The organism is Desulfovibrio sp. TomC (genome assembly GCF_000801335.2).
Lineage (GTDB): Bacteria > Desulfobacterota > Desulfovibrionia > Desulfovibrionales > Desulfovibrionaceae > Solidesulfovibrio.
This window is the reverse complement of sequence record NZ_JSEH01000007.1, coordinates 188009-201132: the sequence shown is the minus strand read 5'-3', so window position 1 is coordinate 201132 and position 13124 is coordinate 188009. Positions and strand designations below refer to the sequence as shown.

Below are 13124 nucleotides of genomic sequence, written 5' to 3'. Positions count from 1 at the left end.
ACCTCTTGCAGGTTGTTTGGTTGAGTCGATAAAACCCAGGGAACGCATACTTTCCACACTCAAGCTTCACCAGATATCAATTTATGGTTGGCTTTTTAATACATCTCAGAATGCGCCCGATGCCGTTCCCAATTCTCCAGATAGAGCTTGGCTAGGCCGGAGTCTCGAATGATCAGTAGGTTCTCAGCATTCTTCTCTTCGGCGGCCTTGGTAAAATTAAACGACCCAGTGATCACAGTCGCGCCGTCAATGATCATCACCTTATTGTGCGCGATGGCATGCTTGGCGTCAATCCAGATGGGGATGCCTTCATTCTTGAGAAACGTAGCCCCGGTATAGGTCGCCTTTCGTTGGCTCTTGTCTAAGATCGCCTCGACTTTTACCCCACGTTGGGCTGCATCGATAAGTGCTTTTGCGATAGGGGCTGAAGTAAATGAATACGCCTGGACGTAAATCGACTCCTTGGCAGTCCCAATGGCGTCAACAAGAGCTTGCTGTGCGCCACCCTTAGGGCTGAAATAAATGCTGACAGGAGTGTCTTTGAGGGTCAGGTCGTATGCATAAGACGTCGCACAAATGGACAAGAAACAAATTGCGATGAATATTTTTTTCATTTTACACCTTAAAACTTATACGTGCCAGCATTTGGCATTACAACCCCTCCTGGCGAGCTATCTTTATTGTTCCCCAAAGTCTGATCTAGAAGCGGTTTAAGATTCCCAAGGCCTTTGTCCTCATCGCCGGGGTTATTGCTATGATAGCCAAGCTTGGGGGATGATTTGAATTCAGATTTATTCTTTAACTGAACACCTTTGTCATTCGCTTGAGCATCCTTAGGCGCATCTTCAGCAAAAGAATTATTCGCAGACATAATAAGGCATGTGAGTAATAACAAGAAAAGTTTCATACCGCCTCCTGTCCAAAACAACTTCAGGCTACACGATGTTGAGTGCGGGCTATTTCAAATTATGCTGCGCACGGTACGCCTTGACCATTGGGTCGGTGACGTCCTTGGGGTAACAGAGTGGAGCACGGCCACCCGGTCGGCTGTAGGCACTTCTCCCGCCACAACTCCTACCGTTCCGCATGGTGTTGTAGGGACATGGGCAATTGCCAGGGTAGGAACTAATCGACTCCTTGACCATCATGTCCCGGACCTCTTGATCCGTGACGGCGAAGGATAATGCAGGGACCAGAACCAAGGCAAGCGTCAGAAAAAGTCTCTTCATGATATCACCCCGAGCTCATTGATCTTTATTTGCCCATAATCCTTTTTGCTCATCCCGGCATTGAAGCTCCCAGGCATGCCAAGACACGCATTCCACCGTCTGCCGTTTTTTGCAGGTTCTCATATTGATTGAAGCGAGGCAGGCTTTCGCCAGGACACCGGCTAAATCCTCCTGCCCGACAATCACTCGTGCGACGACTTGGCCGGTTGGTTCTTGGTAGATGGGCAAGACCTCGGCTACGTCTCCCCACTGATAGCACCATGAGGTTGTTCGCCGCCGCGCATCATATCCAAGGGGATTCCCAGAAACAGGTGCTATGACTGCGTAGAGCCTGATCCGCTCGATTTGCCCATCTGGCTTGGCGATGTCCAAGGTTGTGCCGTCGAGGACGTTGACGACCTTCCCCTGCCAGGAGTCTGCCGCCAAAGATTTGATTGGCAAAACATGAAAAACAAATATGCAAGCAACAAAGACAATAACATGTACATTTTTAAAACTAGTCATCTACTCTACCTTGACTGATCCCTTCACAATGACTCAAAGAATCAATTTGACGCACCCCAAACCCGTCAACACACCCAACCCATAAATTACCTAGTGACATTGTATTGCCAACAACGATGCACACCATAAAGTCTAGGTTTAACAACGATTTATCGAAAGCATTCCTCCATTCATAAATATCTTTGGATGATGGCGCTGGACGAGATTGACAATGAGTATGCCACTCGCCGATGTAAATATGTTTACCTTGGCTGCGAATAAATTCATGATCGACAAGCTCTTGAGCCCGCCTTTTATCTCTAAAGAAATGGAAAACACCTCTTTTATCTTTAGGCGACGGTACTGTGACACTATCTATGCATATCCTGCCCTCGTATTCATATCCAAACAAAATTCCACCTGATTCTGTATGAAAAAAGCTTCTCTGCTTATAATTAAAAAAAGTTTCAAGTGCCACCTCTTTAATTTCGAGAAGACCGGAGCCATGGATATAATAATATAGAGACATTCAATAGCACATCTTGCAATTTAAAGATTTTTCTAACACAGATTCTTTTAATCGATAAGAGTCGTTTGGTTTGTAAAATTTATTAATCTTCCAATTGTTTTTGATCGCCATAGAGAGATCTCCAATCCATACCAACCGCCGATTTGGAACATTATTAATCATACATGACATCGCTAGCCTGACAGCGATAGAGGCAGCCATACCAGCCTCAACTCCAGAATAAGGGCTAAAAAATGTCTGGCATCCAGCCTCTTGCATTAAAATATCACATGCAAAGTCTTCAACAACCCTAAAAGAATATTTTAAATCATTATCAAGTGAACAGTTATAACATCCTGGAGCACATCTATTAATCAGCAACGCATGACTTGCAACACCATAGGGCTCAATCCAGGAGTAAACAACAGGAGGAAAATCTTGAATTCTCATTTGAATGTAATTAAGCCTCCTTTCCAAAACAGTATTTCCCGTCGCCATAATTAACAAATCAAAACTGGTGAAATCAATTGTCCCGGCATCAATTAGTTCATGGAATGACATAAAATATGAAGTTACAACAATCCAAGGGTACTTCCTCAATAATTCTTGTTTTAGTGCTTTTACTTTTGGATTATTAATTTTATCGAGCCCGCATACATGCCTAGTCACGTTATCTGATTTCAAATGATCATCGTCAACGAGAGCAATAGAACCGACGCCTGCCTGAGCTAACTCAGCAGCAATCTTGCTACCCAAGGAACCACACCCAACAATGCAAACATTTTTCCTGATTGGCAATTCACAATCATATCCAACTCTCTTAAATAGTCTAGTTGCATCAAGACGTTCGACATTATGCCGATGAACTTTTGAAGTAGCAGTTCTACTTAAAACGGTGTTTGTATCAACACGCCCTTTTCTGAATCCTTTTTCAAGATGTTTTGTGACAACGCCAATCGACCACGCAGCCAGAACTAAATTAGAGTCGGTATTAACCGAAAAAAAATAATAAGAACTCGTCCCATGCTTTTTAATTTCTGAAGCTATAGCAGATGCGTTCTCTGTATTCGATTTAAAAAGGGACAGAATAAGCTTCCCATTTAGTACAGGAAAGGGCGGAAAAACTGGAAGCGCAAAAGGCAAGTATATTGCAGGAGCAAATGTTTTGACTTTATGATTATAACCCATGTTTTTCAATATTGAGTTAATAGCGCCATCAGTTTCTCCTGCAATTTTCCATATACCATTAAAATCAGGCTCCAACATTGCTACTTTAAGGTGTAAGATGCTATTCTGTGGCTGAAAAATAGAGGCAATATTATCCCGTGCTCCGTGAGCCCAATACGCCAAAAATTCTTTGTAAAAATCAGTATGGTTAACACCGCTAAGGCCATCTCTAATAATAACTCGTGCTTTTTCAATTGACTCCGACAACAAACCAATAATTTTTTCAGAAAAAAAATCAACGTGATCTCTAGAAAAAGTGCAAAGATATTTTTTGCTATCTAGATGCGGTATTACTTCTTCGAAATTTTCTGTTAGATATATTTTTGGAAGAATATCAGGAAATCCTTTTGGAAGAGCGGCTACAATGTCTATTTTTTTTCCAGAAACAAATATTGTGCCTCGATAGGCAACAATAAGGTCAGCAGCAGGCCATGCATCGGCAGTTAATATCTTAAAGCCTAGTTCACAGAAAAATCTTTCTGCTTCCTCCAGGGCGCTAGATATAAAGCTTTTCATTCAAGAAGCACTTTTAACAGTTGTTCCTATAATTGCCTGTTTTTCATATTGGTGTGCCTTTGAACCATTTTCATCGTCGTCTCTGTAGACAGGAAACCTATCACCTAAAATTTTTCTCCATTCTTCAGCAGCTTTTTCTGAAGAATCTTCTAGGATTGTTTTACTTTCAATATCGACAATCTTTAATAAAGATGTCTTGAAGTTATCAAACTGATTATCAGTTAAGTACTCCCTCATGTTCTCTGTAGGCTCGTAGGGTTTCCAAATGGCATCGCTTTCAGATAACCTAGCATAAATGGCTCTACTTGTTTCCAAAAAAGAAACATCTTCTCGTGGGTCACTGCAAAACTCCTCCCCAACTAAAATCGACAAAGTAAGACCTGAAGGCATCTTAATCCCAGACTTTGATTGTTGATAGTCTTTCCAAGCTTTAAAATATTTTGTAAGTCTTCGTAATTGATAAGAACTTTCGTTAACTTTTTTTTGAAACCAATCATTCATTGCACGAGGGTCGCTCTGCACCCATCCGGCAGACTTTTTTGCCAAATTATAAGAATTCGATCCATTGGATGAAACAATCTTATACACCGGGAGGTCAACATGATAGCCAGCTTTGAATATAGCTCGAACGCACGGTTCTTTATCAATTGGTGATGTATTGGTATACCCCTCAACGGCTTCAGCTATCCAATTGTGGACTGTCCTGGTCGACGGTTCTGATTCAAATCCACTCAAATCAATATAAATTCCGTCATCAATATCGTAGTCGCCATCTAGCGGTTTAGTCAACGTTCCATGTGCATAAGAACCCTGCCTATAAAACTTAGGAGAATTAACATTTTTATTTTCAAGAAAAGTCCTAATGCGCTCTCGCAGATTGTTTCTTGAGACAATTAGTTGGTCGATTTTTCCTTTAGACAATGATATCTTATTTAAAAAAGAGTTATCACCATTTTTAAAATTACTAGTGCAGTTAGCCATTTTTTTCTCCATCATTGAAAAATTTGTAAAAACCAGAGCCAAGCCCAAAAATATCAGCTCTACCTCTACCTATCACTTCAAGATCATTTAAATTTGTTTTGCTTGCACAGTCTAAACTTGCCAACGAAGTCTGCGCTTTAGTGGGATCATGGTCAATCCTAATATAATTATCACAAATCCCTTGAGATCGAAAAATAATTTCGATTTGGTTGTGAACGGCTTCTGACTGGGTATCCATAAACATACTCACTAGATTTGTATTCCACCAAAACAATCCTTTACCTCTATATGTATTGGACCTAAAGCATGTGTTGCCTTTGATGTTTCCAAGAGAAAGAATAGAAATATCTTCAATTTTTGCGTTTAAATAAGATAAAGCTTCAACAAAAGCGACCAAAGTCGGGTTGTTTGCCCATAAGCCTCCATCTGTACATAGTATATAAGAATCAGAATTAGAAACGCTAACTTGTGCCAAAGGAAAATAAGTTGGTGCCGCAGATGTAGCCAGTGCAACCTCCCAAAGAGGAGTATCCAGATCTCTTGTCAGCCGCTGTTCGTGCTGTGTTTTGAATACTATTGCTTTTCCTGAAATAACATTAATTGAAGGAATGCATAGTGCAGTACCAGAGCTGTTGTTGTAAATTGAACCAAGAGTTAATTCTCCAAAAATATCTTTCAGGGCATTTATCAATACTTTGTTAGTATAACGAGAAACAAATAACTGCTTTAAAATATATGGCAATTCAATCCATTTCCGAAAGATCTTTGGACCCCAGTGTTTATAAAAATTGACAATTTGTATCGCAGGAATTTTTGCAGCCAAAGCTAATGCTAAAATGCCTCCTGTCGAAGTGCCACTGATTATGTCAAAATAATCAGCTATTGGCCTCTCGCACCTATTCTCAACACCCGCTAAAAAAGATGCGCTAAAAAGACCTTTAATCCCTCCACCGTCGATTGATAAAATTTTCAATTTGTAACTATCTCCTGTGTAAGCAATATCCTAAACATCACTTCGAACGCTCAAGTCAGGCACTTTGTATGCGTTGAGTGTTTGTGGGCATAACTTAAATTTTAAGTTGCAACAATATTCGTGGCGCAAAATAGGTATACAGGAATGTATTGTAGTTTTGTCTTTTGGCTGCAACTATTTATTCATTTGCATAGTTTATTGAGCCTTCTTTCCTTTGTGAGTTAACACTTTTCCATGCCCATTTAGGGATTTGTGGGGCGTCACGATTAATTTCATTTAGTCTTTTTCTATATAATTGGATTGTTTGCACAGCCTTTTCACACATTTCTGCATCTGGAAAATCTGTTTCCCAATTTTTGCAGTCTCGCCACAAGCTATGGAGATTTTCCGCAGCTGTCCGATGTTTTGTAGCGAGTTCACGAAAGTCTAAAAATGTTCCTAGACCACTTAATATCGATACAATAAGACTTAATAATAATGGCAGTTGTATTATATAGGTATTTTGACCAGGGTTTGATTTAAAGTAATCTTGGACATTCGCAGATAGCATCCAAGTTATAATGATAGAAAAAAAAGTAGCAGGCAATCCGATACATATTTTATACCTTCTATCGTACACTGTGGCAGCATACCAATGCGCCAATTTCGATATTTCACTGTCTTCTAAGTGCCTCTTAACTTCTTTACAGACGTGTTGGAAATGATTGTTGTCATAAACCATAGATTTCTCCAGCGATAGCCACGTTTTCACGTCTTGTCGCGCTGCTTTTGTCGAGGGATAAAAGCTTCAGTTTATCAGTGTTTTCTCGCCACTTAAAGCCATGACCAATATCTCGGGATGTGCAACATAACTTGCAAAAATTCAATCAGCTTACTAAGCTGTTGATATTTATTTCTGGAGTTTTTTTGCGTGCTATTGCTTCCTGACAGTAATTTATTTGTCAATCTAATGCTTGAGCGTGATAGCTATGCGGCTACATCTGTTCATGTAGTCGAGAAGCTGGGCTTTGGTAATAAAAAAATTTTCATCCCACTCTGTCATTGTTCCTATCGAGTAGACAAACATTATTTCAGAGCTGATTGTTGACAGGCCAGGCTCAGATATGACAGCCAGCAAAGCTTTTCTCGTGCTGTCGTATTCTGTATTTTTCATTTCAAGATATTCAAAAATACAATCCCTAATTGAAAACCAGAATAGCATAGCCGCCTGACGATAGTAAGAAGAATCTAGAAGGCAAATACCTGCCTCCCACATCGATTGAGATTTTATTAATTTATTGTTAAAATCAATATTGGTGTCCATGCTTATGGATATTCCTTATGAATTGAGAAGGAGTTTCGACAAAATCGATATGCCGAATCGGAAAGAAATTTATAAGAACATTGTTATCAGTAGTGTATTTTGCCATAATTGGAGAAATGTCATTTACAAACGAATAAAAATCGACATCGTCGTTCACTATTATTGCTATGTCAAGATCTTCAACGTCATTGTTAATGCAATAAGATCCGACAACCAAAATATTCCGGATTTTGGTTCCGTAGATTGCGCAAATATCTTTTCGAATTCTGTGAAGAAAAATTATTTTGTCGTTGTTGTCATTCACTCTGTTCATGTTGTGCGCCTTGTTGGAGTTAAATGACAATTAAATAAATGCTATGGGGAATAGAACAGCATGTTTTTGCATTTATTATTTCACCGGTCTACAAAGAGATCATACCCTTAGCCAGCTGTGATATTAGACCTTATTTAATCTGAAGACATCTTCCGAAGATTGGGTGGCTCCTGCCATGTATCCGAAACTAAAAATACTTGTAATGCTATCTAGTAGCCCCCCAAAAAACGGTATCGCCGTCGCCAAGGGGACGAATCTAGTGCTCAATTCCGTTACTGAGTGGCTCCCAAAAAAATCCTGGCATCTAGCTTACATGCGCACGACCATTTACAAAATTAACCTAATCCTGATTCAGTTTACTGCACATAAGTTTTCAATATCACTTTCCGCAAGTCAATTTCAAGTACATAATATGGATCAACCACCTATAAACCCCTAAAATATCGTCCTCTACCACACGCGCAGACGCCTGCGCACTGTGCAGAGCCTCGCCCCGCCCTCATTTCCCGGCTCATTTCGCCCGCTCGGCCCAACCCGCCCCGGCATCCCCAAATTTCAAATTTCGACGCATTCGACGCATCCACCCTAAATCGCAGAAGATCCACGCGAATCCCGCGTTCAAATTCGTTCAAAATTTTCAACACACTGAAAATACAGATAAAAACATAGCTACTCGCTCGGCCAGAAAAAACTTGGGGGACAAAACGGGTGGGGTGGACCGGATGACAGGGGGATTTGGGATTGCGGATAAATCGGGTCCGCCAACGATGCCAAGGAGTAGGGTCATCTGAATAACGAAAATGGGGTTCATGCTTAGAAGATATCTTGCAGATCAAGCTCTTTGCCGGCAAAAGAAATCATCTCAGGCGGGCAGTTAATCACCCTCGAGGACCCAATGGCCATCAGCGAATTTGAAGAACACCGACTGAAAAGCATCCTGAAGAAATTCTGCGACGAGAAGGGGCCGCCGGCCAATATCCGTGATCAGCTTCAGTGGGGCTTCAGAATCGACCCCGAACAGCAAACCGTGGAGCTATTCGAAATCCGCCCCTATTTTATGGACGCCAGCCGGAAAATTGAAAGCAAGCTTGCCAAAGCAGCCTATGTGAAGACTTCCAAGACCTGGAAAGTCTACTGGATGCGCGGGACAGGCAATTGGACCAAGTATGACCCATGCCCGAATGTGAAGACGATTGAAGATTTTTTGAAAGTTGTCAAAGAAGATGAGTTTCATTGTTTCTTTGGATAAACGTTGAAATTATATTTTTTACAACCGCTTAAATTGAAAGGTCGAAGACATGTCCCACGATTTCTTGTAGACGTAGACTTTGGCGAGCGAAATATATTATTTCAGAAGAAGCCAATTCGAATATAATCTTTTTCATTCTTGGGGAAAGGATCATTTGGCTTCCAGCCTTCTTCACGTAAATCACTTTCGATATGTTGTCTTGCGACTGGTCCAGCTTCAATGCCAAACAATACGATTACTTCTTGGATTCCAGCTTCGTGGTGTCTAAGTTTTCTATGCCGCATGCCGTAAGGATGTTTTCCCGCGAATTCGTCTAGCCAACTGTGGACACGCGCAAAATTTTTGCCAAACAAAAGGAGTGATTCTTTGCAATGTTCTTCAATTGTTGGCATGCCATTACCTGCGCAGAGTCATTTGTTGGCGAGCATCCTTTTTGACTAGAAGACCTTATGGACATAATCGTTCTAAAAATCCATGGTCGTCAATAAACATACCAAGAAGCATGCCTTCAACATCAATGCCATTTGACCGCAACATGCTGGCACCAGCAGGGCAAAAATATTCTAATATTTCTTGACGCAAAGTAATCCAGTCTGGAAAAGAAACCCAATCTCTATATCCTGGGGAGGTGTACCGATACGCTTCTTTGAAGGCGGTATTAAACAGGACGCCATTTGTTCTGCCAATAGTAGAGTTGGCGTTGTTTCTTAAGTCATAAATTCGCAGCCTTGAGTAAGCGACAGCCAAAGCTTCCTCTCTCAAGTGATCACGGCGGTATCCCCATAGATGGCACTGGACGTCACAATTGAAATGGAAAATCTCATGGTAATATGTTTTAAAAACAACAAAGTTTGAAATCCGTTGCAAATCTTCCTTTGTTATATAGGACACTCCAAGAGTCAGGCATCTGCGAACTAGTTCCCAAAAAAAATCTTTAATATTCGTCTTGTACAATGAAATTATGCCAGGACTGTGCATATTCGTATACGAGCCGAGAAAAATATCGCTTGCAAGGACAGGTTCTTCAGTTACGTCTACAGGTTGGTGGAGTAGTTCTGCAAATTTTCCGCCGTCCGAAAGCTTCTGCAAATAGACAATGCCTAAATCTGAAGTTTCAAGTTTGTCAATCTCTACTTTGATCTCAGCTAGTATCGTATTCGTAATTGACATGTCAGTCTCTTTTTTTATTTAACAGAAATAGCCGCTTGATTAGACGAAGCACTGTCAGAATCAATAAGCCATGTCATCCATTCCAATAATTCGGCTTTAATAGTGTCATGATCGGTTCCGAGTTCCCATTTTTTCAAAACAAATCTATTGTCAGTTGTCATATGCATTATGGGATCTAAGTTGTTGACAAGACCAGCCAGATAACTAACGGCAGGATTGTCCCTTCCGAACAATTGCAACTCCCACCCCTTGGGCGACACATACAAATCAAGAGAAATATTCATTCCATGTACAATACAGTCGTGAACTAAACAGTTTGACTGATATATCCATTGCTTAAAAGCTGCAAGAGGTTGGTTGTTCGAGCTATTAATAATATCTCTAAACAGTGATAGCTGCTTTGTGAGCTTGTTCAAAAAAGTCTTCCTTGCCTCAGCGAACTGTTCCGCAATTTCATCATTTTCTATAAAAAATCGATCTTCTTCCGTTAAATCCATAGAACCTCCTGCTAAGGATTCTGTTGCAGACATAAAATCATACAAATATATATTCCACTTTGTATGACGAGCAGTTGAGTAAGATCCAATTTTTGCGCGGACCTCTTTCCAGAGACTTGTATATGTTATATTAACAAAACCAAAAATACTGGCATTACTTAATGGTTTTAAAGTCAGGATAATGGTTATGGGAGTTTTGTTGCCTGGGAGTGACAGTGCCTCTGTTGTGCTGCGATAGTCGTCAAAATCGTTATTCAACTCATGAAAAATTTTGTTTTCTATGCACGCAACAAAATTATCTGCCTGAATTAAAATGTCTATCCGTTTGTTTGTGCTAGTTGAATACTCCCTTGATATGTCTATGCTTCGAGGCTTGATATAACCACTCCACGCAAGTCTTAGTAGTGATGACAAGACAAGGTCGTCAAGTCCATGGTCATTGTAAGGATTTAAATAATGAGAAAGTATATTGCTGCATACATTTTCATAGTGAGGGTAACCAGAAACATCAAAAATTGTTAGATCATTGCTTTTCCACCGTGCCGCGCCGAATTTCATCAAAAGCTTATAGAAATTATCAATCATATCATTCCTAAAGTCTTTATTCGGACCCTCGTGTATTGCACAGCGCAGAGCTCTAACGGGATAGACTCGGAAATTCAGAATCGTCAAAACCTCCTCTCTACTTATCTCCAATTCACCTAACAGGGAACCCCTTAATCTCGCTTCAACCACGCGCTGATCGGCGAATTTGAAAAGCACCGACTGAAAAGTCTTCTGTTACAATGGTGCGACGAGAAGGGGCCGCCCCCTGATATCCGTGATCAGCTCCAGTGGGGCTTCAGGATCGACCCTGAGCAGCAACCATTTCCAGTCATTGATAAAAATCCAGTAACTTGTCTGTCCCCTAGGACGCCAGAATTATGGATAACAATTTCAAGAATAGATTCGATCAATTGCTGCTGTTGAGGGGGACGCATAACCTCTTTTTTAAAATCTTACAAGATTACTTATCACGCGGTCAAATCCTAAATTTGCTGTAAATTAGCGGTTCTTCGACGCTTGAAATGGAATTGACCTTATCATCCGGCGAGGGGTAGCGACCCTCACAGAGGGCTAGAATACGTACAGAAGACATCTTCGCCCTGGGGCTGGGCCTGACTCACCCCTGGCAAGTATAGGTTATGCAGCCATGTTCTGTTTCTGGGCAGAGATGTAACCTACTCTAATTATGCCATAGCTTTCATTTTTCTCCGAGTAATTAAAAGTATATTCTCCAAAAAAATACGACACTGTTCGCTCATAAACCTGTTAAAATCAAAAGATGTATTGTCTGGAACTTTTAAAAAAAGGACATGAAATGGAATATCTTTGCCCTGTTGCCGGATTGCATCTGAAATTAGCCCTTGTGATCTATCCAGATTAAGTGCTATCCATCTTTTTTCCGATATTGGGTAAATAAAACCACACCCGTTTATAGTGGCTTCATTCCCATACTGACCTATGTATGTGTGCAGTTGGAAAATATCTTCACGCTTGACCCCGAATTGTGGATCAAAGGCTTTATACTTCACATCAAAGACGTAAAGGCCGCCATCACTCTCAAAAACAAGGTCCGGTTCAAGTTTGCGCATGTAACTGCCGAGAGCACCTACCGGTATTTCATAGCGTTGCTCGAACTTGCTAAGCAGCCGGGCCCCATCTCGTTTGATGAGTTTCCGTATGAAAAATTCGAAAAGCATCGATATATCGAAAAAGAAGGCGCTCGAATCATGCTGGGAGTCGAAATCAGAACTTTGTTGGCTGATAACTTGCTTCGACAAATCTATCAGCACGTTATAGTCGTTGTAGAAGGGATTGGTGAAATACGGCGTCCTCAAGATTTCCTGGCGGGATCTTTTCACGCCCTGATTGGCGGCAAGAAACGCATTGTAGACATTCCTTGTACGCTGACAGAAGGAGTAATGCTCAACCGCCTCATAGGCTTTGATGAAAAGTGAGGTCGCGGGGCTGTCGTAGCTGTGTTCACGGTAGGAACACAAATATTTTCCAGAGGTGTTGTTCCGGAAGTAGTCAATTACATCGATTGTTCCACGCATACGGGAAATCCGATCATTCTTTGTCATGTAGGTTTTGGGCAACCCCAGCCGGTAAGCTCTCTTGAGTTTGATATTCCAAAGATATGCAAGGAGCCACTCATATCCATCGGCGCGACTTTCACCACCAATATTTTCCAGCTCAAGAAACCCGTCTGCATCGGAAATTATGTACCGGAGGAAAGCATCACCAAACCGGGAGCTGATCTTCAGGGAATAATCGCCACGCTTAACAAACCCAACCAGATTGCCAGTGTTGAGAGTGAAGTTTTTGGCGTCGGTGCCGGTTACACCAATAAAGCAACCGTCGGTATTGTGTTCGTACTCTTCATCATTGAAGAGGATTAGGGTATTGGCAATGTTGTCATTCAGCGTTTTTTCGACATTACGAGAAACCGAATTCAAAAAATGCCAAATAGCAGACTCGTCGTTATGAGGATAGGTCCACTGGCCTTTTGATTTGGTGCTGAGGGCAATCGGTTCCCCCAAACGCCTATTGGTCAAGATTCCTTGACTGACCAAATAGGACTGGTTATCGACCAGATTTCCGTTCTTTATGATATCGAACAACCACACGAT

At 41.2% G+C, this 13124-nt stretch carries 14 protein-coding genes; 1 reads left to right on the top strand and 13 read right to left on the bottom strand.

All coding sequences use genetic code 11. The features are described 5' to 3' along the window. Nucleotides 1-95: 95 nt before the first annotated feature. The 9 genes from NY78_RS08900 to NY78_RS08880 all read right to left on the bottom strand — a co-directional run bounded on the left by NY78_RS08900 (nucleotide 96) and on the right by NY78_RS08880 (nucleotide 7220). A complete protein-coding gene (locus NY78_RS08900; RefSeq protein ID WP_043634505.1) occupies nucleotides 96-614 on the bottom strand; it encodes a phospholipase D family nuclease in 519 nt (172 codons plus the stop codon). An 8-nt stretch (nucleotides 615-622) separates the two neighbouring features. Continuing rightward, nucleotides 623-907: a hypothetical protein gene (locus tag NY78_RS08895; RefSeq protein ID WP_043634504.1), complete on the bottom strand. Its 285-nt coding sequence runs from the start codon at nucleotides 905-907 to the stop codon at nucleotides 623-625. A gap of 337 nt (nucleotides 908-1244) precedes the next feature. Next, entirely contained in the window at nucleotides 1245-1733 is a 489-nt protein-coding gene (locus NY78_RS08890) for a thermonuclease family protein (protein ID WP_043634503.1), read from the bottom strand. Further along, nucleotides 1726-2241 (bottom strand): Mov34/MPN/PAD-1 family protein, encoded by a 516-nt coding sequence (locus NY78_RS23630; protein WP_082139932.1) that lies wholly within the window; start codon nucleotides 2239-2241, stop codon nucleotides 1726-1728. Before NY78_RS23630 ends, NY78_RS08890 begins: the two co-directional genes overlap by 8 nt. Next, nucleotides 2242-3963: a ThiF family adenylyltransferase gene (locus tag NY78_RS23625; RefSeq protein WP_082139931.1), complete on the bottom strand. Its 1722-nt coding sequence runs from the start codon at nucleotides 3961-3963 to the stop codon at nucleotides 2242-2244. It lies immediately after the preceding gene. Beyond that, nucleotides 3964-4944, bottom strand: coding sequence for a CBASS cGAMP synthase (locus NY78_RS24620; RefSeq protein ID WP_156180898.1), 981 nt, complete (start codon nucleotides 4942-4944; stop codon nucleotides 3964-3966). Continuing rightward, nucleotides 4937-5917, bottom strand: a complete 981-nt coding sequence (locus NY78_RS23620) for a CBASS cGAMP-activated phospholipase (RefSeq protein WP_197084220.1) — start codon at nucleotides 5915-5917, stop codon at nucleotides 4937-4939. The genes NY78_RS24620 and NY78_RS23620 overlap by 8 nt, the downstream gene beginning before the upstream one ends. A gap of 178 nt (nucleotides 5918-6095) precedes the next feature. Next, on the bottom strand, nucleotides 6096-6638 hold the full coding sequence (locus NY78_RS24615; RefSeq protein ID WP_156180897.1) for an SLATT domain-containing protein: 543 nt from the start codon (nucleotides 6636-6638) through the stop codon (nucleotides 6096-6098). A 225-nt stretch (nucleotides 6639-6863) separates the two neighbouring features. Continuing rightward, the gene (locus tag NY78_RS08880; RefSeq protein ID WP_043634499.1) at nucleotides 6864-7220 is read right to left on the bottom strand and encodes a hypothetical protein; all 357 of its coding nucleotides are present in this window, start codon (nucleotides 7218-7220) and stop codon (nucleotides 6864-6866) included. Nucleotides 7221-8428: 1208 nt separating this feature from the next. Here NY78_RS08880 and NY78_RS08875 point away from each other — a divergent pair. Beyond that, the gene (locus tag NY78_RS08875; protein ID WP_043634497.1) at nucleotides 8429-8782 is read left to right on the top strand and encodes a DUF3024 domain-containing protein; all 354 of its coding nucleotides are present in this window, start codon (nucleotides 8429-8431) and stop codon (nucleotides 8780-8782) included. Nucleotides 8783-8883: 101 nt separating this feature from the next. Here NY78_RS08875 and NY78_RS23615 read toward each other — a convergent pair whose 3' ends face one another. The 4 genes from NY78_RS23615 to NY78_RS08865 form a co-directional block, all read right to left on the bottom strand. Beyond that, nucleotides 8884-9174: a DUF6915 family protein gene (locus tag NY78_RS23615; protein ID WP_082139929.1), complete on the bottom strand. Its 291-nt coding sequence runs from the start codon at nucleotides 9172-9174 to the stop codon at nucleotides 8884-8886. Nucleotides 9175-9229: 55 nt separating this feature from the next. Further along, on the bottom strand, nucleotides 9230-9952 hold the full coding sequence (locus NY78_RS24610) for a hypothetical protein (RefSeq protein ID WP_156180896.1): 723 nt from the start codon (nucleotides 9950-9952) through the stop codon (nucleotides 9230-9232). A gap of 14 nt (nucleotides 9953-9966) precedes the next feature. After that, nucleotides 9967-11034, bottom strand: coding sequence for a PD-(D/E)XK nuclease family protein (locus NY78_RS23610; protein ID WP_043634496.1), 1068 nt, complete (start codon nucleotides 11032-11034; stop codon nucleotides 9967-9969). A 644-nt stretch (nucleotides 11035-11678) separates the two neighbouring features. Then, nucleotides 11679-13121, bottom strand: coding sequence for a 5-methylcytosine restriction system specificity protein McrC (locus tag NY78_RS08865; protein WP_043634494.1), 1443 nt, complete (start codon nucleotides 13119-13121; stop codon nucleotides 11679-11681). Between the last annotated feature and the right edge of the window lie 3 nt (nucleotides 13122-13124).

Coding starts and splice junctions, on each gene's coding strand:
- NY78_RS08900 (WP_043634505.1), bottom strand. CDS start 614: ATGAAAAAAATATTCATCGCAATTTGTTTCTTGTCCATTTGTGCGACG.
- NY78_RS08895 (WP_043634504.1), bottom strand. CDS start 907: ATGAAACTTTTCTTGTTATTACTCACATGCCTTATTATGTCTGCGAAT.
- NY78_RS08890 (WP_043634503.1), bottom strand. CDS start 1,733: ATGACTAGTTTTAAAAATGTACATGTTATTGTCTTTGTTGCTTGCATA.
- NY78_RS23630 (WP_082139932.1), bottom strand. CDS start 2,241: ATGTCTCTATATTATTATATCCATGGCTCCGGTCTTCTCGAAATTAAA.
- NY78_RS23625 (WP_082139931.1), bottom strand. CDS start 3,963: ATGAAAAGCTTTATATCTAGCGCCCTGGAGGAAGCAGAAAGATTTTTC.
- NY78_RS24620 (WP_156180898.1), bottom strand. CDS start 4,944: ATGGCTAACTGCACTAGTAATTTTAAAAATGGTGATAACTCTTTTTTA.
- NY78_RS24615 (WP_156180897.1), bottom strand. CDS start 6,638: ATGGTTTATGACAACAATCATTTCCAACACGTCTGTAAAGAAGTTAAG.
- NY78_RS08880 (WP_043634499.1), bottom strand. CDS start 7,220: ATGGACACCAATATTGATTTTAACAATAAATTAATAAAATCTCAATCG.
- NY78_RS08875 (WP_043634497.1), top strand. CDS start 8,429: ATGGCCATCAGCGAATTTGAAGAACACCGACTGAAAAGCATCCTGAAG.
- NY78_RS23615 (WP_082139929.1), bottom strand. CDS start 9,174: ATGCCAACAATTGAAGAACATTGCAAAGAATCACTCCTTTTGTTTGGC.
- NY78_RS24610 (WP_156180896.1), bottom strand. CDS start 9,952: ATGTCAATTACGAATACGATACTAGCTGAGATCAAAGTAGAGATTGAC.
- NY78_RS23610 (WP_043634496.1), bottom strand. CDS start 11,034: ATGATTGATAATTTCTATAAGCTTTTGATGAAATTCGGCGCGGCACGG.